This is a genomic window from Agrococcus phoenicis (genome assembly GCF_047302415.1).
Classification (GTDB): domain Bacteria; phylum Actinomycetota; class Actinomycetes; order Actinomycetales; family Microbacteriaceae; genus Agrococcus.
This window is the reverse complement of sequence record NZ_CP154854.1, coordinates 2,351,581-2,373,191: the sequence shown is the minus strand read 5'-3', so window position 1 is coordinate 2,373,191 and position 21,611 is coordinate 2,351,581. Positions and strand designations below refer to the sequence as shown.

24 protein-coding genes are annotated in these 21,611 nt (G+C 73.7%); 16 read left to right on the top strand and 8 right to left on the bottom strand.

Translation table 11 applies throughout. From position 1 onward, the window contains the following. Positions 1-11: 11 nt before the first annotated feature. Complete coding sequence (locus AA0Z99_RS11350) at positions 12-1,319, bottom strand: FtsX-like permease family protein (protein WP_413317432.1); 1,308 nt, start codon at positions 1,317-1,319, stop codon at positions 12-14. Then, the gene (locus AA0Z99_RS11345; RefSeq protein ID WP_413317430.1) at positions 1,316-2,266 is read right to left on the bottom strand and encodes an ATP-binding cassette domain-containing protein; all 951 of its coding nucleotides are present in this window, start codon (positions 2,264-2,266) and stop codon (positions 1,316-1,318) included. Before AA0Z99_RS11345 ends, AA0Z99_RS11350 begins: the two co-directional genes overlap by 4 nt. Before the next feature lie 138 nt (positions 2,267-2,404). Between AA0Z99_RS11345 and AA0Z99_RS11340 the strand changes: the two genes are divergently transcribed. Both AA0Z99_RS11340 and AA0Z99_RS11335 read left to right on the top strand, forming a co-directional pair. Beyond that, positions 2,405-3,253 carry a type II CAAX prenyl endopeptidase Rce1 family protein gene (locus AA0Z99_RS11340; protein ID WP_413317428.1) on the top strand — a complete coding sequence of 283 codons (849 nt, stop codon included), beginning with the start codon at positions 2,405-2,407 and terminating at the stop codon, positions 3,251-3,253. A gap of 85 nt (positions 3,254-3,338) precedes the next feature. Then, positions 3,339-3,686, top strand: coding sequence for a VOC family protein (locus AA0Z99_RS11335; RefSeq protein WP_413317426.1), 348 nt, complete (start codon positions 3,339-3,341; stop codon positions 3,684-3,686). Between the two features lie 33 nt (positions 3,687-3,719). On the opposite strand, the gene AA0Z99_RS11330 is transcribed toward AA0Z99_RS11335, so the two are convergent. Further along, the gene (locus AA0Z99_RS11330) at positions 3,720-4,364 is read right to left on the bottom strand and encodes a hypothetical protein (RefSeq protein ID WP_413317424.1); all 645 of its coding nucleotides are present in this window, start codon (positions 4,362-4,364) and stop codon (positions 3,720-3,722) included. Between the two features lie 38 nt (positions 4,365-4,402). Between AA0Z99_RS11330 and AA0Z99_RS11325 the strand changes: the two genes are divergently transcribed. Both AA0Z99_RS11325 and AA0Z99_RS11320 read left to right on the top strand, forming a co-directional pair. After that, entirely contained in the window at positions 4,403-5,419 is a 1,017-nt protein-coding gene (locus AA0Z99_RS11325) for a nucleoside hydrolase (RefSeq protein WP_413317422.1), read from the top strand. Positions 5,420-5,508: 89 nt separating this feature from the next. Continuing rightward, a complete protein-coding gene (locus tag AA0Z99_RS11320; RefSeq protein ID WP_413317420.1) occupies positions 5,509-6,408 on the top strand; it encodes a DUF368 domain-containing protein in 900 nt (299 codons plus the stop codon). 10 nt (positions 6,409-6,418) lie between these two features. Here AA0Z99_RS11320 and AA0Z99_RS11315 read toward each other — a convergent pair whose 3' ends face one another. Together AA0Z99_RS11315 and AA0Z99_RS11310 are read right to left on the bottom strand one after the other, a co-directional pair. After that, positions 6,419-7,585: a MalY/PatB family protein gene (locus tag AA0Z99_RS11315; RefSeq protein ID WP_413317418.1), complete on the bottom strand. Its 1,167-nt coding sequence runs from the start codon at positions 7,583-7,585 to the stop codon at positions 6,419-6,421. Between the two features lie 38 nt (positions 7,586-7,623). Then, on the bottom strand, positions 7,624-8,121 hold the full coding sequence (locus tag AA0Z99_RS11310) for a beta-class carbonic anhydrase (RefSeq protein ID WP_413317416.1): 498 nt from the start codon (positions 8,119-8,121) through the stop codon (positions 7,624-7,626). Positions 8,122-8,159: 38 nt separating this feature from the next. On the opposite strand from AA0Z99_RS11310, the gene AA0Z99_RS11305 reads away from it, so the two are divergent. Both AA0Z99_RS11305 and AA0Z99_RS11300 read left to right on the top strand, forming a co-directional pair. Continuing rightward, the gene (locus AA0Z99_RS11305) at positions 8,160-8,510 is read left to right on the top strand and encodes a pyrophosphatase (RefSeq protein ID WP_413317414.1); all 351 of its coding nucleotides are present in this window, start codon (positions 8,160-8,162) and stop codon (positions 8,508-8,510) included. 46 nt (positions 8,511-8,556) lie between these two features. After that, on the top strand, positions 8,557-9,876 hold the full coding sequence (locus tag AA0Z99_RS11300) for an FAD-dependent monooxygenase (protein WP_413317412.1): 1,320 nt from the start codon (positions 8,557-8,559) through the stop codon (positions 9,874-9,876). A 208-nt stretch (positions 9,877-10,084) separates the two neighbouring features. Here the strand turns inward: AA0Z99_RS11300 and AA0Z99_RS11295 are convergent, their stop codons facing one another. Next, a complete protein-coding gene (locus tag AA0Z99_RS11295) occupies positions 10,085-10,501 on the bottom strand; it encodes an NUDIX hydrolase (protein WP_413317409.1) in 417 nt (138 codons plus the stop codon). Positions 10,502-10,596: 95 nt separating this feature from the next. Further along, a complete protein-coding gene (locus AA0Z99_RS11290) occupies positions 10,597-11,034 on the bottom strand; it encodes an Lrp/AsnC family transcriptional regulator (RefSeq protein WP_413317407.1) in 438 nt (145 codons plus the stop codon). A gap of 91 nt (positions 11,035-11,125) precedes the next feature. Here AA0Z99_RS11290 and ddaH point away from each other — a divergent pair, with 91 nt between their 5' ends. The 9 genes from ddaH (at position 11,126) to AA0Z99_RS11245 (ending at position 18,793) form a co-directional block, all read left to right on the top strand. Beyond that, on the top strand, positions 11,126-11,965 hold the full coding sequence (gene ddaH / locus AA0Z99_RS11285) for a dimethylargininase (RefSeq protein WP_413317405.1): 840 nt from the start codon (positions 11,126-11,128) through the stop codon (positions 11,963-11,965). 26 nt (positions 11,966-11,991) lie between these two features. After that, on the top strand, positions 11,992-13,218 hold the full coding sequence (gene rocD, locus AA0Z99_RS11280) for an ornithine--oxo-acid transaminase (RefSeq protein WP_413317403.1): 1,227 nt from the start codon (positions 11,992-11,994) through the stop codon (positions 13,216-13,218). A 158-nt stretch (positions 13,219-13,376) separates the two neighbouring features. Next, complete coding sequence (locus AA0Z99_RS11275) at positions 13,377-13,970, top strand: alternate-type signal peptide domain-containing protein (protein ID WP_413317401.1); 594 nt, start codon at positions 13,377-13,379, stop codon at positions 13,968-13,970. A 50-nt stretch (positions 13,971-14,020) separates the two neighbouring features. Further along, positions 14,021-14,620 (top strand): hypothetical protein, encoded by a 600-nt coding sequence (locus AA0Z99_RS11270; protein ID WP_413317399.1) that lies wholly within the window; start codon positions 14,021-14,023, stop codon positions 14,618-14,620. A gap of 1 nt (position 14,621) precedes the next feature. Further along, positions 14,622-15,977, top strand: a complete 1,356-nt coding sequence (locus AA0Z99_RS11265; protein ID WP_413317397.1) for an RICIN domain-containing protein — start codon at positions 14,622-14,624, stop codon at positions 15,975-15,977. Beyond that, a complete protein-coding gene (locus AA0Z99_RS11260) occupies positions 15,974-16,720 on the top strand; it encodes an LPXTG cell wall anchor domain-containing protein (protein WP_413317395.1) in 747 nt (248 codons plus the stop codon). The genes AA0Z99_RS11265 and AA0Z99_RS11260 overlap by 4 nt, the downstream gene beginning before the upstream one ends. Beyond that, positions 16,717-17,352, top strand: coding sequence for a signal peptidase I (locus AA0Z99_RS11255; RefSeq protein WP_413317393.1), 636 nt, complete (start codon positions 16,717-16,719; stop codon positions 17,350-17,352). Before AA0Z99_RS11260 ends, AA0Z99_RS11255 begins: the two co-directional genes overlap by 4 nt. Beyond that, a complete protein-coding gene (locus tag AA0Z99_RS11250; RefSeq protein WP_413317391.1) occupies positions 17,349-17,912 on the top strand; it encodes a hypothetical protein in 564 nt (187 codons plus the stop codon). The genes AA0Z99_RS11255 and AA0Z99_RS11250 overlap by 4 nt, the downstream gene beginning before the upstream one ends. Before the next feature lie 41 nt (positions 17,913-17,953). Continuing rightward, positions 17,954-18,793, top strand: coding sequence for a hypothetical protein (locus tag AA0Z99_RS11245; RefSeq protein ID WP_413317389.1), 840 nt, complete (start codon positions 17,954-17,956; stop codon positions 18,791-18,793). Here the strand turns inward: AA0Z99_RS11245 and AA0Z99_RS11240 are convergent. Beyond that, complete coding sequence (locus AA0Z99_RS11240; protein ID WP_413317387.1) at positions 18,790-19,752, bottom strand: phosphodiesterase; 963 nt, start codon at positions 19,750-19,752, stop codon at positions 18,790-18,792. The genes AA0Z99_RS11245 and AA0Z99_RS11240 overlap by 4 nt on opposite strands. Before the next feature lie 282 nt (positions 19,753-20,034). Here AA0Z99_RS11240 and AA0Z99_RS11235 point away from each other — a divergent pair, with 282 nt between their 5' ends. Further along, positions 20,035-21,609, top strand: a complete 1,575-nt coding sequence (locus tag AA0Z99_RS11235; RefSeq protein ID WP_413320848.1) for a stealth family protein — start codon at positions 20,035-20,037, stop codon at positions 21,607-21,609. The last annotated feature ends 2 nt before the right edge of the window (positions 21,610-21,611 follow it).

Below are 21,611 nucleotides of genomic sequence, written 5' to 3'. Positions count from 1 at the left end.
CGAGCGACCGGTCACGCCGGAGCGGCCTCCGTCGCCACGCGGCGCACGAGCGGCAGCGCGCACGCGGTGGCGCCCAGCGTCACCGCGACCGCACCGACGGCCATGGCCGCCCAGGTGAGCACCGAGCTCGGGTTGTCCCACCAGATGACGATGGTCGGCAGGATGAGCAGCAGCGCCATCGCGGCCGCGCCGCCGACGGCGACGAGCAGCGGCAGCGTCACCTGGCGCATGATCGCGCCCTGCATCACGGGCAGGTCGACACCCATCTTGTGCATGGCCTGGTGCTCGCGGCGCTGGTCCAGCACCTTCGCCGACTGGGCGATGCCGGCCAGCACGGCGCCGAGGACGGCCGCGATGGCGATGGTCAGGGCTGCGCCGGTGGCCATGTCGCGGCTCATCGGGTCGTCGCCTGCGGCCATCGCCGGTGCCATGGAGGCGAACCCGCCGGCCATCACGGCGATCGCCATCGCGCCGACGATGTTGAAGGCGCCGCGGGGGTCGTCCACCACGCGGCGCGCGGCGAGGAGCGTCGCCGGTCGACGGGCGCCCTTCGCGACGAGCCACGCGATGCCCTGGATCACGAGCGGCCCGATGAGCGAGTAGGCGAGCACGACGATGCCGATGAAGACGATCGCGACGCTCGTCTCGACCGGGATCCACCCGAGGCCCACCGTGACCACGTAGGCGGCGACGACGACGCCGAAGCCCGCGACCCGCCAGAGCGACAGGCGCTTGGCGGTGACGCGCTGCGCGACGCCGAGGGGGGTCACGTGCACGCGGCGCAGCGAGGCGAGGGCGGCGCCGAGGGCGATCAGGATCACGGCGCCGCCGGCGGCGAGCCAGACCCAGGCGGGCGGCAGCAGCTCGGCGACCGTGAACGGCAGCCCCTGGAACTCGATCCTGGCGATGCCGGGCGTGACGGCGAGCGCGAGCATCGCGCCGACGAGCACGCCGACGAGCGCCTGCGCGACGGCGTCGAGCACCGCCATGGCGCTGACCTGGCCGCGGGTGGCGCCGGCGAGGCGCAGCGCCGCGAGCCGGTCGTCGCGGCGGGCGATCGCGAGCCGCACGGCCGCCTGCGCGAGCGTCCACACCGCCGGCAGCAGCAGGGCGGCGGCGACGAAGGCGAGGGTCAGCACGAAGGAGCCGCTCGCCTCGTCGACGGCGCCGGTCTCGAGGCGCAAGCGGAAGGCGTTGACCCCGCCGAGCACGGCGAGCAGCGCCGCGGTGGCGAAGGCGAAGGCGATCGCGCTCAGCACGTCGGTCGCACGGGGGCCGGTGGCGCGCAGCAGGCGCGCCCAGAGCGCGATGGCGGTCATCGTGCGCCCTCGATGCTGCCGGTGCCCCACTGCTGCATCGGGTTGGCGACGCGCGCGTCGCCGCCGCGCGGGTCGGCGTAGGACGGCGCGGCGTAGGGACCGCCCTGGGGCGCGCCGGAGGGCGCGGGGTGCGCGGGCACGGGCGTCGCGGCCCAGCGCGCGGGCTGGCCGGGAGCGGCGTGCAGCTCGCTGACGGGCGCGGCGTGCTGCGTCGCGGGGTGCGCCCGCTGGTGGTCAGCGGGATCCGACTGCTCGTTCGGGCCGTCGCTGACGACGTGGCCGTCCTCGAGGCGGATCACGCGCGAGCAGGCAGCGGCGACCTCGGGGTCGTGGGTGACGACGACGAGCGAGGCGCCGTGACCGAGCGTCGCGCCGATGAGCAGCGCCATGACCGCCTGGCCGGTCGAGCGGTCGAGGGCGCCCGTGGGCTCGTCGGCGAAGACGATGCCCGGGTTGCCGACGAGCGCGCGGGCGATCGCGACGCGCTGCGCCTGACCGCCGGAGAGCTCGCCCGGCCGGCGGTGCAGCATGCCGCCGAGGCCGAGCCGGTTGAGCAGGGCGCCGGCGGCGGCCTCCGCCCCCGAGCGCAGCCCGCCGCCCAGCATCAGCGGCAGCGCCACGTTCTCGATCGCCGGCAGCTCGGGCAGCAGCTGCCCCGACTGGAAGACGAAGCCGAAGTCGCTGCGGCGCAGCTTCGTGCGCTGCCCGTCGCGCATGGTCGCGAGATCCTGCCCGCGCCAGACGACCCGCCCGTTCGCGGGGGCGATGATGCCGGCGAGCACGTGGAGGAGGGTCGACTTGCCGGAGCCGGAGGGGCCCATGATCGCGACGGCCTCCGGCCCGTCGGCACCGATCGTCAGGCTCACGTCCGCGAGCGCCGCCGCGGCCGAGTTGCCCTCGCCGTAGGTGTGAGTGAGCTGGTGTGCGTCGAGTCTGTTGGTCTGCATGGTTCCACCTCACACCGGTGCCGGTCGCCGTGGGGGGCCTTTGCATCGGGCGTCGGATGCGGGATCATCCGAGCGGATGACAGCGCGCGGGCGACCCGAACCCGGGGTCCCCCAGCCCCGCCTCTCTAGGCTGGTCCCGTGACGATCGCAGCCGAGAGCATCCAGGCGGAGGGCAGCGCGACGCGACCCATCGCGATCGTGCCGGCCGCGCTCGTGACGCTCGGCGCGATCGTGCTGTTCTGGATGCTGAGCGACTGGGGCTACCTGCCGCTCGTCGCGGGGGTCGTGGGCGGCATCCTCACCGATCGCGCCGGCGCCTCGCGCAAGCTCGGCCAGGACCTCGCGATCATCGCGATCGCCCTCACCTGGATCAGCTTCATCTCGCTGCACGCCGACCTCTCGAACGAGGGCATCCTGCGCTTCGCCGTCGCGCTCGGCGGCGCGGTGCTGATCCCGTACGCGATCACCCGCTGGGGCTTCAAGGATCACGCCATCCGCTTCCCGTGGCGGGGCGGGCGCTGGAGCAGGCGCATGTGGACGTACATCGCGGTCGTGGTGCTGGCGGCCTACCTGATCCTGCCGTTCTACTTCCTCACCTCCGGCGTCTACCGCAACTGGCCGGCGGTCGAGGATGCGGACATGATCGCGCGGCTCTTCATGGGCGTGAACGCGGTCGGCCTCTGGGATGAGCTGTTCTTCATCTGCACCGTCTACACGCTGCTGCTGCGCCACTTCCGTCCCTGGATCGCGAACGTGCTGCAGGCGGGCATCTTCGTGTCGTTCCTCTGGGAGCTCGGCTACCAGTCCTGGGGTCCGCTGCTGACGATCCCGTTCGCGCTCGTGCAGGGCGCGATCTTCTCCTGGACGAAGAGCCTGCTCTACGTCGTCACGGTGCACCTGCTGTTCGACGCCGTCGTCTTCCTCGTCATCGTGCACGCGCACCACCCCGAGGCGCTGCCGATCTTCCCGCTGATCCACGGCTTCTGAGCCGCGGATGCTGCGGATCGACCGACCGTCAACCGGCCCCGCGGTCGGGCGAGCGGTCAGGAGGCTCGAGCCACCGGCTCACCGGTTGGGCGACCAAGGATGCGCGGGGTTCCGCGCGTGGGTCGGGGTCTACGGCGCCCTGCTCGACTGGCCCGTGCGGCCCGGCGGCGACGACGATGACGACTGGGTCGAGATCCGCGCCGAGCACGGGCAGGTCATCTGCTTCCAGCAGGTCGACGACTACCGGGCGCCCGCGTGGCCGGGGCAGGAGCACCCGCAGCAGATGCACCTCGACGTGAACGTCGACGACCTCGACGAGGCCGAGGCGGCGGTCGTCGCGCTCGGCGCCACGACGCACGAGCACCAGCCGGGCACGACCTTCCGCGTCATGCTCGACCCGGCCGGGCATCCGTTCTGCCTCTGCGTCGCCTGACGCGGCGCTCCCCGACGCGGCCTCGGCGCCCGCTCAGTCGCGAGCGCGCAGCGCGAGGAAGCTCGCGAGGTCCGCGACCACGTCGGCGGAGACCGCCGGGTGCGTCAGCAGCGTCAAGAAGCGGCTGGAGAGGGCCGCGTGCGCGCGCCCGTGCTGCAGGCGCTGGATCCAGCGCTCTGTCGGCAGCAGCACCCGCAAGGATCTCGGCAGCGAGCGCTCCACGGCCGCTCGGGCATCGGGCTCGAGGTAGGCGGTGATCTCCTGGCCGCGCAGGCGCGACCGCTTCGCGCTCGCCGTCACCGCGCGCACGTGCAGCCACGAGACCGTCTGCCCGCCGCGCAGCGCGAAGCCCTCGCGCGTCAGCGTCAGCGAGGGCTCGCCGCGCACCATCTTCGCCACCAGCACCGCCTCGAGCCACAGGATGCCCGCGGCGATCGCGCCCATGAGCGCTGTCGGCCACAGCATCCGCTCGTCGCCGTCCACGAGTCGCATCGCGGCGCCCACGGCCACCGCGGCCGGCACGACGAGCGCGCCGAGCCCGGCGAGCGCCGACCACAGCTGCCACCGCCAGCTCGAGCGGATCGTCACGGAGCCCTGGTCGAGCTCGTCGATCAGCGCGTCGAGCTCGTCCTGGAACGCCTGGGTCCTGCGCCGGGGGATGCCCGCCTCGTCAGCCACCCCTCGATCCTCTCGCACCGCCCCTCTAGGCTCGAGCGGTGACCGATCCCCGCACCGCCCTCACGACCGTGCTGCTCGACGTCGACACGGGCATCGACGACGCGCTCGCCATCTTCACCGCGGCACTCTCGAACGCGATCGACCTGGTCGGCTGCACCGTGGTGTGGGGCAACGTCGATGTCGAGCAGGGGGCGCGCAACACCTCGACCGTGCTGCAGCTCGCCAGCCACGGCGACGTGCCGATCGCGATGGGTGCCGCCGGGCCGCGCGACGGCGCCGAGGCCGTCTTCTCGCCGCAGGTGCACGGCGCAGACGGGCTGGGCGGATGCGCGGACGCGGCGCACGTGCCCGTCCTGTCGCGCGGTCGGTCGGCTCCCGGCGCCGAGTCGCCGGCCGCCTCCGAGAGCGCCGTCGAGCTCATGCTCCGGCTCAGCCACGAGCACGCGGGCGCGCTCGAGATCGTCGCCGTCGGCCCGCTCACCAACCTCGCAGCGGCACTGGACGCGGACCCGACGCTGCCGCAGCGCATCCGCCAGGTCACCGTCATGGGCGGAGCCGCCCTCGCGCCCGGCAACGTCAGCGAGACGGCCGAGGCCAACATCTGGCACGACCCGGAGGCCGCGCAGGTCGTCTTCGACGCGCCCTGGGAGCTGACGATGGTCGGCCTCGACGTGACGATGACCTCGCTGATCACCGACGAGCACCGCGCCCGGCTCGCCGCCGGCGGGGCCGTCGGGCGGTTCTCGAGCGAGATCCTCGACTTCTACCTCGACTTCTACGAGCAGTACACGGGGGAGCGGGCCTCCGGCAACCACGACGCGCTCGCGCTCGCGGTGGCGACGGGCCTCGTGCAGACGACGCTCTCGCCCATCGTCGACGTCACCGTCGACTGCTCCGACGGGCCCGCCCGCGGGCGCACCGTCACGACGCTCGAGGGGGAGTGGGGGCAGTGGCCCGAGCGCGAGGGCGCCCGTCACCGGGTCGTGATGGAGGTCGAGCCGGGCTTCGAGGAGCGCATGGTCGACCTGCTGGCGTCAGCGCGCCCGGAGGCCTGAGGGCTGGCAGACTGGGACGCTCGCGCCCGAGCACCCCGGCCGGGCATCCCTCGAGCGGCGCCGCCACGAGCGCCGAGAACGGCGGCTGCGTGCCTGCGATCCTCCTGCTCTGGAACGTGCTGCGCGGCGCGCTCATCGGCATCAGCGAGATCATCCCCGGCGTCAGCGGCGGCACGATCGCCCTGCTGGTGGGTGTCTACGAGCGCCTGATCCAGTCGGCAGCGGAGCTCGTGCGGGGGGTCGTTCGCTTCGTCCTCGACGTGCCGCGGGGGCGGGGGACCGCGGGCGCGCGCGAGCACCTGCGCGAGGTCTCGTGGAGCACCGTGCTGCCGGTCGGCATCGCGATGCTCGCGGCCGTCGTGGTCGGTGCCCGCATCGTCGCGCCGCTCGTGGAGGCGCACCCGCTCGAGGCGCGAGCCCTGTTCGCGGGGCTCATCGCCGCATCGCTCGTCGTCCCCGCGCGCATGCTCGGCGGGCGCTGGCGGCTGCGCGACTGGGGCCTCGCGGTGGCGGCAGCCGTGCTGAGCTTCGTGCTCACGGGACTGCCGGCCGCGGACGCCGGCGACCCCGGCGCGGTCGCGATCATCGCATCCGCCGCCGTCGCCATCTGCGCGCTCGTGCTGCCGGGCGTCTCCGGCTCCTTCGTGCTCGTCACGACCGGCATGTACGAGCCGACGCTGCGCGCCCTCAACGCCCTCGACGCGGCATACATCGCGCTGTTCGCCGTCGGCGCCGTGCTCGGGCTCGCGGTCTTCGTGCAGGTGCTGCTGTGGCTGCTGCAGCGGCACCACCGCGTGACGCTCGCGATCATGACGGGCCTCATGGCAGGCTCGCTGCGAGCGCTCTGGCCCTGGCAGACCGAGGAGCGCGCGCTGCTGGCACCCGGCGGGGACATCCTCGCCCCGGTGCTGTGGTTCGCGCTCGGGCTCGTCGTCGTGGGCGCGCTGCTGGCTGCCGAGGCCCTCGCGAAGCGCCAGCCGATCCGGTAGGCCAGCCCGCTCAGGCGATCGAGCCCATCCGCCGCACCGCCTCCTCGAGCACGTCGGGACGGGTGCCGAGGTTGAGGCGCACGTGGTTCTCGCCCCCGGTGCCGAAGGCCTCGCCGGCGTTGAGGCCCACGCGGGCGCGCTCGAGGAAGGCCTTGGCCGGGCCGGTCGAGAGGCCGACGTCGCCAGCGTCGGCGCGCGAGTCGGGGTCGGCGACGCGGGTCTCGCGGCAGTCGAGCCAGGCGAGGAACGTCGCCTCGCCGGGCTGCCAGCGGATGCTCGGGGCGTGCTCGGCGAGCAGGCGCGCGAGCAGCGCGCGGTTCGACCGGAGCCCGGCGAGCACCTCGTCGAGCCAGTCGCGGCCGTCGTCGAAGGCGGCGATGTGGGCCATGGAGGCCAGGTGCGAGGGGCCGTGGCTGACGACCTCGGCGATGCCGGCGAGGTCGGGGCCCGTGTCGTCGCCGCCCACCACGAGCGCGGTGCGCAGGCCCGCGAGGTTCCAGGCCTTCGAGGCGCTCGTGATCGAGAAGCCGCGCGGATCGACGCTCCAGTAGGGCGTGAACGCGGCGTCGAACACGATCGGCGCGTGCACCTCGTCGGCGACCACGCGCACCGCGTGGCGGGCGGCGATCTGCGCGACGGCTTCGAGCTCTGCCCGCGTGTGCACAGTGCCGGTGGGGTTGTGCGGGTTGCACAGCAGCAGCACGGCGCCCGCCTCCGCCGAGGCGGCGCAGGCCTCCTCGATCGCCGCGAGGTCGAGCCGCAGGTCGGCGCCGAGCGGCGCGTCGACCACTGCCCGCTCTGCGTGCCTCGCGTAGGCGTGGAAAGGCGGGTACACGGGGCTCGTCACGATGACGCGGCCGTCCGGCGGGGTGAGCAGGCGGATGAGCTCGAACGCCCCCATCATCACGTCGGAGACGAGCGCGGTGCGCGGCACATCGACCCGAGCGCCCCAGCGATCCTCGGCGAAGCGCGCGAACGCCTCCGCGTAGCCCGTGCCGAAGGGGTAGCCGGTGTCGCCGCGACCCAGCGCATCCGTGACCGCGCGGGTCACCGCCTCGGCGGGCAGCACATCCATCTCCGCCACCCACAGCGGCAGGACGTCGGGCTCGAAGAAGCGCCACTTGATGCTGGTGCGCTGTGAGAGGTCGGCGAGGGGGACGCGCTCGAAGGGGTGCATGCCCCCATCCTGCCGCCCCTCGCCGGGCGGTCGGGCGGTCAGGCGACCTGGCGCATGAGGCCCGTGTCGACGTCGTAGAGGAACCCGCCGACGCGCGCGCGGTCACCGATCAGCGGGTGCGAGCGCACGCGGTGCACGTCCTCGACGATCGCCAGCTCCTGGTGCTCGATCGCCCCCAGGTCGAGCCAGGACGCGTCGTGCCCGGCCGCCGAGGCGATGTCGGCGAGCAGCTCGCGCTCCGACTTCGAGGCCATCGCGCAGCGCGTGTGCTGCACGAGCAGGATGCGGTCGACGCCCAGCAGGTTCACGCCCAGCACCAGCGCGACCAGGGTGCGCTCGGTGGCGCGGCCGCCGGGGTTGCGCAGGATCTTCGCGTCGCCCGGCGCGAGGCCGATCATGCCGAGCGGGTCGATGCGGGAATCCATGCACGTCACCATCGCCACCCCGGACTTCGCGACCCCGTCGAAGCCCTGCAGGTCGAAGCTGGCGGAGAACTCCCGGTTGTGGGCGAGCAGGTCGTCGAACGCGGCATCCATAGCCATCGAATCTACGCCCTCGTGCGAGCATTGCCCGCATGGAGATCCGCGCCACCGCCCGACAGATCGACGCGATCTCGCGCCGCTACGCCGAGATCTACGGCTTCGAGCGGGACACCGACTGGCTCGTGCTGAAGCTGCAGGAGGAGGTCGGCGAGCTGGTGCAGGCCTACCTGGCGAAGACCGGCAGGCAGCGCGACAAGGGGCACAGCCCCGAGGAGGTCGAGCGGCGCTTCAGCCTCGAGCTCGCGGACGCCCTCGGCATGCTGCTCGCGCTCGCGGAGGCGACCGGCGTCGACATCGAGCAGGCCATCGACGACAAGTGGCTGGTCTGGGATCGCCGCACCTCGCAGCGCGCCGGAGAGCTCGACGCTCCCGCGCACGACTGATCGATCCGCACTGCTGCGCGCCAGGCGCGGCAGATAGCCTGCCTGCATGACGCAGACCGCCATCATCGTCGGTGCAGGATTGGGCGGCCTCGCCGCGGCTCGCGGCCTCGAGGCCGTGGGGTGGCAGGTGCGCGTGCTGGAGGCGGCGCCGCAGGTGCGCGCCCTGGGCGCCGGCATCTCGATCACCGAGAACGGCCTCGCCGCGCTCGACGAGCTCGGCGTCGGCGACGCCGTGCGCGAGGTCGCGGTGCGCGCGCTGCCCGAGGGGACGTTCACGGACCAGGGCACCCCCCTGCAGCGCGGCATGCAGGCCGACTCGAGCGCCGTGCACGCGATCCACCGCGGCACGCTGCTCGAGATCCTGCGGGGCGACCGCGAGGTCGAGACGGGCATGCGCGTCGTGTCGGCGACGGCTGCCTCCGAGGGCTCGCGCGCCTCGGTCACGATCGAGCACGGCGCGGCCGACCCCGACTCCTCCGACGCCCGCTCGGAGCGCGAGCGCCGCAAGGATCGCGCGCGCGGCACGAAGCTCGGGCGCAGGCTGCACCGCGTGCTCGAACCGGGCGACGACCCCATCGACCGCAAGGCCGAGGCACGAGCGTCGAAGGCGCAGGTGCGCGCCGTCGAGGCCGCCCGCTTCGAGCGCCTGGAGGCCGACCTGATCGTGGTCGCCGACGGCATCGACTCGGCGGTGCGGCGCGCGCTCTGGCCGAAGGCCCGCACCGACTACTCGGGGGCCACCTCGTGGTTCGGCGTGGTGCAGGCGGAGGCCGACTCGCCCGCCGGTCCGCGCATCTACCTCGGTCGCGGCGCCGAGTTCGGCATGGAGCCGATCGACGGCGGCCGCGTCTACTGGTGGGGCATGGCCTACGCGCGCATGGGCCGCAGCGCCGAGGACGAGATCGCCGCCGCGCTGCGACAGTTCGACGACTGGGCCCCGGCGGTGCGCGACCACATCGCGGCGACCGCGCAGCAGGGCATCGTCCACCGCGACCTGTGGTCGCTCGCGACGCGCCTCGACTCGTACCACCGCCCGGGCGTGGTGCTGGTGGGCGACGCCGCGCACGCGATGCTGCCGACGCTCGGCCAGGGCGGCAACGCGACCTTCGAGGATGCCGCGACCCTCGCGATCCTGTTCGAGCAGCACGACGCGGAGGATGCGCTGGCCGCCTACGACCGCGAGCGCGTGCGCCGCACCCAGCAGCTCATGGGGCTGTCGGAGCGCATCGCCCGCTCGTCCACGCGCACGCGCAGCCCGCTGCTCGTCGCGGCGCGCAACGGCCTGCTGAACCTCACGCCCGCGCTCGCGAGCGAGATCGCGGCGGACTGGGTGCTCGCCTGGCGGTCGCCGCGCCTGCCGAGCTGAGATCCGGGGCCGATGGGCACTTCTCCCCATCGACGCGCCGCAGCGGCGCGCGTAGCGTCGGCGGTGCAGCCCGGCTGGGGCCCCGCGAGGGGAACGGGCTCGTCAGGGTCCCGTCGCTTCGGCGGCGGGAGGCGCAGCGCACCGCCCCGCGGGCGGAGCCTCGCTCGGCGCCGATGCGCCGCCCTGCGTCGCGCGGTGGGCCCGGCCGTCAGGTCGGGCTCCCGTCGCGCTCCGCGAGCAGCAGCGGGAACACCAGCTCGCGGTTGAGCGGCGCCTCGGCCTCGTCGTCGATGCCCGCGGACGGCTCGATCCACCGGATCGCCTCGATCTCCGCGCGAGGCTCCGGCTCGATCGGGGCCCGGGCGCGGAAGACGCTGGCGCGCAGCGCGAAGCCCGCCTCGTTGGCGGCGCGGGTCTCGAACTCGCCCATCGGCTGCAGCGCATCGATCGCGACCTCCACGCCGAGCTCCTCGTGCACCTCGCGCACGGCGCACTCGATCGCCGTCTCGCCGGGCTCCGGCTTGCCGCCCGGCAGCATCCAGGCGCTCGTGCCGCGCTTGCGCACGGTGAGGACCGCTCCGTCGGCTCGCTCGAAGCAGATCGCCGACACGGTGATGACGCCCATGCGATCAGGCTAGGCGCTCGGCGCGGCAGCCCTCCGCGGCGGGCGCCGGCTCCCGCCGTCGTGCATCTCCGGCTCCGATCGGAGCCCCTCGCCGCCTACCCGGCGTGGCGGCTGATGAGCTTCGAGAGCAGGATCGCGGAGGTCGTGTGGTCGACCGAGGCGGCGGCGCGCACCTTCTCGAGCGCCTCCTCGAAGGCGATGACGTCGCGCGCGCGCATCATGACGATCGCGTCGGCCTTGCCGGTGACGGTGCTCGCCTCCACCACCTCCGGCACGCCGGCGAGCATGCGCTTCAGGTCGGCGGGGGAGACGGTGCCGCGGCAGAACAGCTCGACGTAGGCCTCGGTCGCCAGCCCCTCGACCTTGGGATCGATCTGCACGGTGAAGCCGCGGATCACGCCGTCGGCGACGAGGCGGTCGATGCGCCGCTTCACCGCGGAGGCCGACAGGCCCACCTCAGCGCCGATGTCTGCGTAGCCGGCCCGTGCGTTGAGGCGCAGCTGGTCGATGATGCCGTGATCGATGCGGTCCATATGCATGAATCTACGGCCCAGACCGCCCGATCTGCAAAGAACGTGCGCCGGGACTCGCGCATTTGCGTCGATTCGTTGCGACCATCGAAGCATGCAGCACACCACCACCTCGCCCGCGCTCCAGGGCGACCGCATCGCGAAGCACAAAACGGTCCTGATGTGCCGGCCGGAGCACTTCACGGTCAGCTACGCCATCAACCCGTGGATGGATCCGTCGAAGCCGACCCGCACCGAGGTCGCGCTCGCGCAGTGGCAGACGCTGCACGACGCCTACGTCAGCCTCGGCTACGACGTCGAGCTGATCGACCCGGTCACCGGGCTCGACGACATGGTCTACGCCGCGAACGGCGGCTTCACGCTGGACGGCAAGGCCTACGGCGCCAAGTTCACCTACGCCGAGCGCATGCCGGAGGGCCCCGCCTACATGGCGTGGTTCGCCGACAACGGCTTCGAGGTGCACGAGCCCGAGCACGTCAACGAGGGCGAGGGCGACATGCTGCTGTCGCAGGGCGCGATCCTCGCCGGCCACGGGTTCCGCACCAGCCTCGAGTCGCACGACGAGCTGCGTCGCGCGTTCGATCGCGAGGTCGTCAGCCTGCGCCTGGTCGACCCGCGGTTCTACCACCTGGACACCGCGATGGCGATCCTCGACGACCAGCAGATCGCCTACCTGCCGGCCGCCTTCGACGAGGCCAGCCGTGCCGAGCTCGAGCGCCGCTACCCCGACGCCATCATCGTCGACGAGGCCGACGCGTCCGTCCTGGGCCTGAACTCCTTCGGCGATGGCCGCACCATGGTCATCGCCCAGCGGGCCACCGGCTTCGAGCGCCAGCTCGCCGAGCGCGGCTACGAGACCATCGGCCTCGACCTCTCCGAGCTGCTGCTCGGCGGCGGCGGCATCAAGTGCTGCACGCTGGAGCTGCGCCGATGAACCACGACGCGACCACGGAGGCGACCATGCAGCACGCGACGGAAGCGCTGAGCCCGACGACGCAGGCGGCCATCGACCAGGTCGAGGCCCACGCCGCCCACAACTACCACCCGCTGCCGGTGGTGGTGGAGCACGCGGAGGGCGCCTGGGTCACCGACGTCGACGGCCGTCGCTACCTCGACTGCCTCGCCGCCTACTCCTCCATGAACTTCGGGCACGGCAACCCGCGCCTGCTGGCCGCGGCGCATGCGCAGCTCGACCGCGTCACCCTCACGAGCCGCGCCTTCCACTCGGCCGCGCTCGGGCCCTTCGTCGAGGCACTCGCCGCGCTCGCCGGCAAGGAGATGGTGCTGCCGATGAACACCGGCGCCGAGGCGGTGGAGTCGGCCATCAAGGTCGCGCGCCGCTGGGCCTACCAGGTCAAGGGCGTCGAGGCCGGGCGCGCCGAGATCATCGTGATGGAGGGCAACTTCCACGGCCGCACGACGACGATCGTCTCGTTCTCCGACGACCCCGACGCGACGACCGGCTACGGCCCGTTCACGCCCGGCTTCGTGCGGGTGCCGTTCGGCGACGTCGCGGCGCTCGAGGCGGCGATCGGACCGCGCACGGCGGCGGTGCTGCTCGAGCCCATCCAGGGCGAGGCCGGCATCATCGTGCCGCCCGCCGGCTACCTGCAGGCGGTGCGCGAGATCACGGCGAGGGAGCGCGTGCTCATGATCGCCGACGAGATCCAGTCGGGTCTGGGGCGCACGGGTGCGACCTTCCAGTGCGACAACGAGGGCGTCGTCCCCGACGTGTACCTGCTGGGCAAGGCGCTCGGCGGCGGTGTCGTGCCGGTGTCGGCCGTCGTCGCGAACAGCGACGTGCTCGGCGTGCTCACCCCCGGCTCGCACGGCTCGACCTTCGGCGGCAACCCGCTGGCGGCGGCCGTCGGCCTCGAGGTGGTGCGGATGCTGCAGGAGGGCGCCGTGCAGGCTCGCGCTCGCGAGCTGGGAGCCCGGCTGCAGGAGGGTCTCGGCGCGCTGATCGGGCACGGGGTCACCGCGGTGCGGGGCGCGGGACTGTGGGCCGGCATTGACATCGATCCTGCCGTCGGCACGGCGCGCGACGTGTGCCTGCGCCTGCTCGAGCGCGGGATCCTCGCCAAGGACACGCACGGCCAGACCGTGCGCCTGGCGCCGCCGATCGTGATCGACGAGGACGACCTCGACATGCTCGTGCGCGAGTTCGAGGCGGCCCTCGCGCGGTAGGTCCGAGTCGGATCCACCCTCGACGCGACGCCCTCCGTCGAGTAGGATTCTTGCTGAACTCGTTGATTTGCCGCCGCCGCAGAGATTCCGTTCCCGAAGAGGGAGGATCGTCGCGCGTCTGGGAGATCGATCCACACCGGACTCGCAAGGGGCGAACCATGAAGAAGATCACCAAGGGCACGATCGCCGCAGGCGCGGCGGTGGCCCTCCTGCTCGGCGCGGGCGGCACGCTCGCCTACTGGAACGACACCGTCGACGTCAGCGAGACCGCGGTCATCACCGCCGGTGACCTCGCGCTGACGCAGGCCTCGGCGCCCGCGTGGACCATCACCCACACCGACGGCACCGCGACCGCGGTGGCCGACATCAGCGCCGTGCGCATCGTGCCGGGCGACCAGCTGACCTTCAGCGCCGACTACGTGATCACGGCGCTCGGCCAGAACCTCGTCGTCGAGGCCGGCGTCGCACCGGGCGCCATCACCGCCGCCTCGACGGACGCGGAGGACGTCGCGCTCGCGTCGCGCCTCGCGCAGACAGCGACCTTCACGATCAACGGCGTCGCGGGCGAGACCGCGACGATCGAGCACCGCAGCAACACCGAGGGCACCTACGACGTCACGATCGACGTCGACCTCGACTGGGCCTTCGGCGACGCGGCGTCGCCCGCGCTCGACAACCCGGCGAAGAACGGCGCGGTGAACCTCTCCGAGTTCGCCGTCACCGTCACGCAGGTCGACGGCACCACCCCGTGATCGCGGGCGGCGGTCGGCGCGCGAGCGCAGGCCGCCGCACCGATGCACCGATGCACGCAGCCCCGCAGCACGCGCCGCGCCGCGCCGCCCACACGCGGTCGCGGGTCCGCAGGGGCAGCCGCTTCCGCTCGGCAGCGGTCACCGGTCTCATCCTGACCGGTGCGACAGTGCTCGGGATCGCCGGGGCCGGCGGCACCTACGCCCTGCTCTCGGCGCGCGCCGAGACCGCGGGCGCGACCGTCACGGCCGGCACGCTCGACCTCCGGGTCGACGGCCAGGCCGCGGCCGCGCTCGGCACGCTGCCGGTCACCCCCGCGACCCCGGTCGCGCGCGCCTTCACGGTGACGAGCATCGGCGACGTCCCGTCGAGGCTCTCGGCGAGCGTCTCGGCGACGACGGCGCAGGAGATCACCGCCAACGCGCAGGTGCGGATCACCCCGGTGACCTCGGCCGCCGCGTGCGCGCCCGGGCTCAGCGGCCCGCTGGCGGCGCTGAACGGCTACGCGGCGCCGAGCCTGGGCCGCATCGAGGCGGGAGCGCAGCGCACGTTCTGCCTGGAGGTGCGGCTGAACCCGGGCACGCCGGTGGCGCAGAGCGGGCAGGGCATCGGGTTCACCATGAACATCACGGCGACGCAGGAGGCGAGCTGACATGCGGCGGACGCGGAAGGGCCTGACGGCGTTCGCCGTCGGCGCGCTCGCGTTCGCCGTGCTCGCCGGCGGCGGAGCCGCGTCGGCCTCCTGGACGGCGGGTGCCCTGGGTTCCGGGCAGGTCACGACACCGGCCGTCCGCGTCGCGCAGGCGAGCTTCCCCTCGCTCGGCGCGACCTTCACGAACACGCACACGAGCCTCACGACCACGGGCTCCTTCACGATCACGAACCCGGGCACGGTCGCGGGCGTCGCCTCCTCGACGATCACCTCCGCCGACGCCCGTGCACCGCAGCTGGCGCTGCGCATCTGGCCCGTCGCGTCGACGGCGGCCTGCACGCCGGCGACCGCCGTGCCGACCACGGCGGCCACCGGCACCTGGGCCGCCACCACCGTCGCGGGCACTGCGCTCGCCGCCGGCGCCTCCCAGGTCCTCTGCGTGCGCACCACCCTCCCCCTCGCGCAGCGCAACGCCCTCGCGTCGACGACCGGGGCGATCTCGGTGCCCGCGATCCTCAGCGTCTCGCTCGTCGGCACGGGGACGGGCTGGACCGCCGCAGCCGCCGGGGTCACCGCGACCCACAGGACGCAGGCGATCTACCCCCTCGACGCGGGGCTCGCGCCGACCGTCGGATCCCGCTGGCACACCATCCGCAGCGCCGCGAGCACCGGCGTGTGCCTCGACGTCAGCGGCGGCGGCGGCGCGGGCTCGCTCGCGATCGGCTGGACCTGCACCCAGGCCAACGGCGCGCCCCAGGGCAACCAGCTCTGGCAGGTCATCCCCGTCAGCGAAGCCGACCGCACCCTCGTCACCCTGCGCCCCCGCCACCAGACCGGCACGCGCCTCGCGGTCGACGGCACCGGCCGCCAGAGCATCGCGGCCGCGGCCGCCGGTGCCGCCCAGCAGTGGCACGTGCAGCGCGTCTCGGCGTCGACAGTGCAGCTCGTCTCCGCCGTCGACGGGCGGTGCCTCTCGCTGCCGACGACGAGCAGCGGCACGGCGCGCACCACGGTCGACTGCACGGACGCCGCGGCGGCGGTGCTCTCGCCCCAGCTGCAGCCCCTCGGCTTCACCTGGAACCCGGGGCTCATCGGGATCGGCTCGAACGCCGCGCTCACGGTGGGAGCGAACCGCGCAGACCTCATCCTCGAGCGCGAATCGGCTCCCGGCACCTGGCAGGGCGTCGCGTTCGCGCAGCCGGCCGCCTACCCGACGATGATCACGATCGCGCCGGCCAACCTCCCCACCGGCACCAGCAGCCTGCGCCTGCGGTACGCCGACGGCACCGTCGCCTACGCGTTCGTCCTCAACCGCTCGAGCAGCAACGTGGTCTCCGCAGTGTCGGGCACGGGATGAGCGCCCGCGGTGTCAGGCGCGTCGCCGTCGCGGCCGCGCTCGGCGCGGGCCTCGCCGTGGTCGGCGTCACACCCGCGAGCGCTGCCCCGGCAGCCCCGGGCGACGCGCCGGCGCTGCTGCTCGTCTCGCACGACGGCGAGCGCTTCGCCCATGGCGGCGACCTCGCGCTCTTCGGCGACGCCGGCCGCGTCGTGCCCGGCGATGCCGTGACCGACCGGGTGTGGCTGCGCAACGACACCGCCGAGCCCGGCGTGCTGCGCATCGACCTCGTCGACGTCAGCGCCGACGACCGCGACCTCGCCATCGCGACCGAGCTCGTCTTCTCGAGCGCCGACGACGGCGAGCTCGGGCGCCTCAGCGTCGGCGATGCGCTCGGCGCCGACCGCTGCTCGACCGTGCGAGGCGACCTCGCGCTCGGCCCCGGCGAGGAGCTGCAGCTCGACGTCGCGATGCTCGTCGACCCGGCGCTCGGCTCGGATCCCAGCGACGACGGCCGCGAGGGCGCCCTCGGCAGCGTCGCCTTCGGGCTGCAGGCGGCGCTCGCCGATGCGCGCGCGGGCCACGACCTGAGCGGCTGCTCCCAGGCCGGCGGTGCGCCGGGCGACGTCGAGCTGCCGCAGACGGGCGGCGCGCCGACGATCGGCGCCGTGCTCCTCGGCGCCGCGCTCGCGGCCGGCGGACTGCTCGGCCTGCTGCTCGCGCGGCGCCGCCCCGAGCCGGCGTCGCGAGCGAGCCAGCGGTGACCGAGCCCGGCGCCCCGCCGGCCCGCCGGGGGCGGCACCGTCGGCGCGGGGGCACGCATCCGCTCCTCGGCGCCATCAGGGCGCTCGGCACCGGCGTCATGGCCGGTGTGCTGGCGGTCGTGATCCTGATCGGCATCGCTGCGATCGCGGTGCCGGCCGTCACCGGGTCGACGGCGCTCACCGTGCAGACGTCGTCGATGGAGCCCGAGCTCCCACCCGGGACGCTCATCGTCGTGCGCCCCACGCCCGTCGAGGAGATCGCACCGGGCAGCATCATGACCTACCAGCTGCGCAGCGGCGAGGCTACGGTCGTCACCCACCGGGTGCTCGAGCAGCATCGCACGGCCGACGGCGGCTACCGCTTCCTCACGAAGGGCGACGCCAACCCGGGCCCGGACCCGGGGTTCGTGCGCGAGGTGCAGGTGCGCGGCACCCTCTGGTACGCCATCCCCTGGGTCGGCTGGGTCACCCAGGTCGTCACGGGCGAGGTGCGCGCGATCGTCATCCCGATCGCGGTCGTCGCGCTCGGCGCCTACGCCGCGTGGATGATCGCGACCGGCATCCTCGAGCGCTCGCGCGAGCGGCGGCAGGCAGGGGCTGCGCGCGACGATGTGCGAGAGTCGTCCCCGTGAGCACCGCTGCCGACCGCTTCCGCGAGGGTCGGCATCGCGCGGATCCGCGTCGCCTCGGCTCATCGATCGCCATCGTCGGCGGGCTGGTGTTCGCGCTCTCGAACGGCGACGGGGCGATCGCGCAGCCCTGGTTGCTGCTCCTGCGCATCCTCGCCGCCGCCCTCGCGGCGCTCTGCGCCTGGCGGCTGTTCGTCAGGCCGCGCCCGCTCGGCGCGCCCCGCGCGCCGCACCGCCTCGCCTGGCCGATCTACCTCGGCTCCGTGGTCGCGATGCTCGCTGCGATCGCGGGCGGCAGAGCGCTGCTCGCCGCGCTCGGCGCCGAGCACGCGGCGCCCGCCTGGATCGCGGTCTGCGTCGGTGCGCACTTCGTGCCCTTCGCGATCGCGTTCCGCGAGCGGATGCTGACGCGGCTCGGCCTGTCGGTGGCCGTCGTCGGCGCGGTCGGGGTGGCGCTCGCGATCGCGCTCGGCTCGCCATGGGGCGACCTCGGCGCGATCGTCGCGGGCATCGTGCAGCTCGCCGTCGTCGCCGCGTGGGCGCTGCGGTCCGGGCGCGCCTGAGCAGGACTGGACACCGAGCGGAATGCGCGTAGGGTCGTGGGGTGGCTGAAAGCATCCTCCTCGGGCACGCGCCCAGGCCGACCTCCGGATCCCAGCTCGAGAAGCGCATCCGCACCCTCGTGATCGCGGCGGAGCCGGCGGGCATCGCCTGCACCTCGCTCATCGACGCAGAGCTCGACGGTCCCGACATCGCGCACCTGCACCTCGACCTCACCGACTTCGAGCTCGCGGGCGAGCACGACCGCGACCGCGCGCGGCTCGAGCCGCAGGGCGCTCCCGTCTCGATCGAGGAGGCCGTGCTGCGCGAGCTGCGCGTCAAGGCCGACCCGATGGTGATCTCCGGCGCCCGCGTGCGGCTCGACGCCCAGCTCACCGACGTGCCCTTCCGCTGGCTCGAGACCGACAACCGCGAGGTCGCCGTCGAGCTCTCGCCGCCCGACGCGCAGCATCCGCTGCACGGCTGGGCGCGCGTCGCGGTGCCGAAGGAACAGCTCGGCAAGGCCGTGCTCGGGCTCGCGGAGTCGGCGCTGCTCGACCGTGGCATCACCGTCTCGCGCTTCGACCTCGACGTCGCGCAGGCGGGGCCGCGCGCGGTGAGCCTCACCTTCGACGCCAAGGTGCGCAAGGGCCTGCTCGGCGCGCACGTGACGGGATCGGCCGACGCCGACATCGACGAGCAGATGGGCGTCACCCTCTCGGGCATCCAGGTGGACAGCGGCAACCCGCTGATCGCGGCGATGCTCGGCGCAGTGCGCGGCAAGATCGCCGCCTACGACGGGCGCCGCATCGACCTCGCCTCCGAGCTGCCCCCCGGCATCCGCATCGCCGATGTGCAGGTGCAGGTCGGGGAGGACGTGACGCTCGAGGCGCGGCTGGCCTAGCCGCGACCCGGGTGCGCGCCCACGAGCTGCTGCTCGTGGGCCCTCGCCTCGGCGGCCTCCTCGGCCAGTCCCGGCGGCACGATGCCCGGCAGCCGCACGCCGGCGGCCGACAGGCGCCGCGCCGACTCGTCGGCGTCGATCCAGTCGAGCGGCGGGGTCTCGCCCAGCGGCACCACCGAGTGCAGCACGGTCGCGGGGTAGACGTGCACGAGGTTGAAGGCGCGCGCGCCGTCGCGGCCGCGCGTGCCGCCGACCGGCACGTTCAGATCCTGCGTGTAGCAGGTGGCGGAGGCGACCGAGACGGGGATGCCGGCGAACGTGGCGGTCGAGGAGTAGTGCAGGTGCCCGGCGAGGATCGAGCGCACGTCGGTGCCCGCCAGCACGTCGGCGAGCGGTGCCTGGTCGCGCAGCTCGACGCTGACCGCGAGGTCGAGCACGCTCGGCACCGGCGGGTGGTGCATCGCGAGGATCGTGCCGTGCGGCGCGGGGGTGGCGAGCACGGCGCGCAGCCAGTCCCGCTGCTCGGCGCTGACGTGGCCGTGGTGCAGCCCCGGCACGGTCGAGTCGAGGGTGATGATGCGCAGGCCGTCGAGCTCCGTCACGGCGTCGATCGGCTCGTCCGAGGCGGGCGCGTCGAGCAGGTGGGTGCGGAACGCGCGCCGCTCGTCGTGGTTGCCCATCACCCAGATGACGCGGGAGCCGAGCTCTGCCGCGACCGGGTCGACGATCGCGCGCAGCCGCCGGTAGGCGTCGGGCTCGCCGCGGTCGGCGAGGTCGCCCGTGAACACGATCGCGTCGGGCCGGGCGCCGGATGCCTCGAACTCGGTGAAGAGGCGGCGCAGGTGCGCCTCGCTCGGCACGCGGTCGTAGAGGCTGCCGCCGCCGGCGAGCAGGTGCGTGTCGGAGATGTGCAGGAGGAAGTGATCCGGCCGGGGATGCTCGGCGTCGAACGTGGTCACGGTGGTGTTCTCCCGATCTCTCGGTGATGCACAGCGGCGGGCACTGCTCGAACCGTAGTCCAGCAGGCGCGCGCGAACGCGGCGTGAACCCGGCGTGTACGCAGGTCGAACGGCGCCGGGGTACGAGCCCAGTAGCATGAGGCAGAGTCAGACACCCAGCGGGCAGGAGCCGATCCAGACGTGAGCGACCTTCGGGAGCACGGCATCGACAGCCGACGCAGCGCCTTCGCGCCGTCGCGCCTGGAGCCTCCGGCGCAGCTGGTCTCGAACGCTCACGAGCCCGTGCTCGTGTCGACGGGAGGCGGCTTCAGCCGCTTCGACCGGCCCGACATCGTCGTGCGCAAGGGGCGCTACGCGCTCGCGAACGGGCACATGACGCCCCACGAGTCGATGGTCGAGGATCTGCTGGCGATCGGCGCCGCCCTCGACGAGGCGGGAATCCCGTGCCTGCTGGTGCGCGACGACCGCGGCAGGCCGATCATCGCCGTCGACCGCGCGCGCCGCGCCGAGCTCGCGGCTGCGCTCGCGAGCGCGTTCGCGGCCGAGCCCTTCTACGCCGAGGCGATCGCGCCGCAGAAGGCCGCTGGCCGAGGTCCGGTGCTGCTCGCCGACGGCGAGCTCGCCGGGCACAGGAAGGCGTCGGCGATGCGCGTCTACCGGCCGCGCGTCGAGCCTGCCGGCCGATTGCGCTACGGGCCCGAGACCGCGCTGCAGCTCGAGCTGTGGCGCTTCGGCGAGGAGACGCTCGTCGCACCGCTGCCGAACGCGGTGATGCGCGCCGCCATGCCGAGGCACGAGGCCGTCGGTGACACGGTCGTGCGCTTCGGCCGCGAGTGGCAGACGATCCAGCACATGTGGGAGCCGCTCGCGAGCGACGTCACGTTCGACATCGACATCGTCTTCTCGTGGGTGGATGGCTCGAGCAGCGAGTTCCAGCGGCAGTACGCAGCGCGGATGCGCGAGCACGTCGTCGGCGAGGGCGACGACTCCGAGGCGCGCTTCCGGCAGATCGACGAGCTGAAGTACGCCCTCCGGTCCATCCACATGTACGCGCCCTGGATCCGCCGCATCTTCATCGCGACCGACTCGCCGGCGCCGGCCTGGCTCGCGGACCACCCGAAGGTGACCCTCGTGCGGGCCGAGGAGATGTTCGCCGACCCCTCGGTGCTCCCGACGCACAACTCGCACGCGGTCGAGGCGCAGCTGCATCACATCGAGGGGCTGAGCGAGCACTTCCTCTACTCCAACGACGACATGTTCTTCGCCCGACCGCTCGAGCCCGACCTCTTCTTCTCGCCCGGCGGGGTGACGAAGTTCGTCGAGGCGACCACGCGCATCGGGCTCGGCGACACCGATCCCGCCCGCTCCGGGCACGACAACGCCGCGCGGTTCAACCGCAGCCTGCTGCGCGAGCGCTTCGGAGCCGTCACGACGCGGCACCTCGAGCACTGCGCCGCGCCGCTGCGCCGCAGCGTGCTGCGCGAGCTCGAGGCCACCTTCCCCGACGACTTCCGCCGCACCGCGGCCGCGCGGTTCCGCTCCGCCACCGACATCTCGGTCACGAACTCGCTCTACCACTACTACGCCCTCATGACGGGGAGGGCGGTGCAGCAGACGGTCGCGAAGGTGCAGTACATCGAGACGACCCTGCGCAAGGCGCTGCCCGCGATGGATCGGCTGCTGCGCAAGCGCGACCAGGACATGTTCTGCCTCAACGACGGCAGCCGACCGGAGATCACGGCCGAGGAGCGCAACCGCGCCGTCACCGAGTTCCTCGAGGCGTACTTCCCGATCCCGGCGCCCTGGGAGCGCGTGCAGCCCTCCGGCGCGGGCGCGGGGTCGCGCTCCGCCGCCTGAGC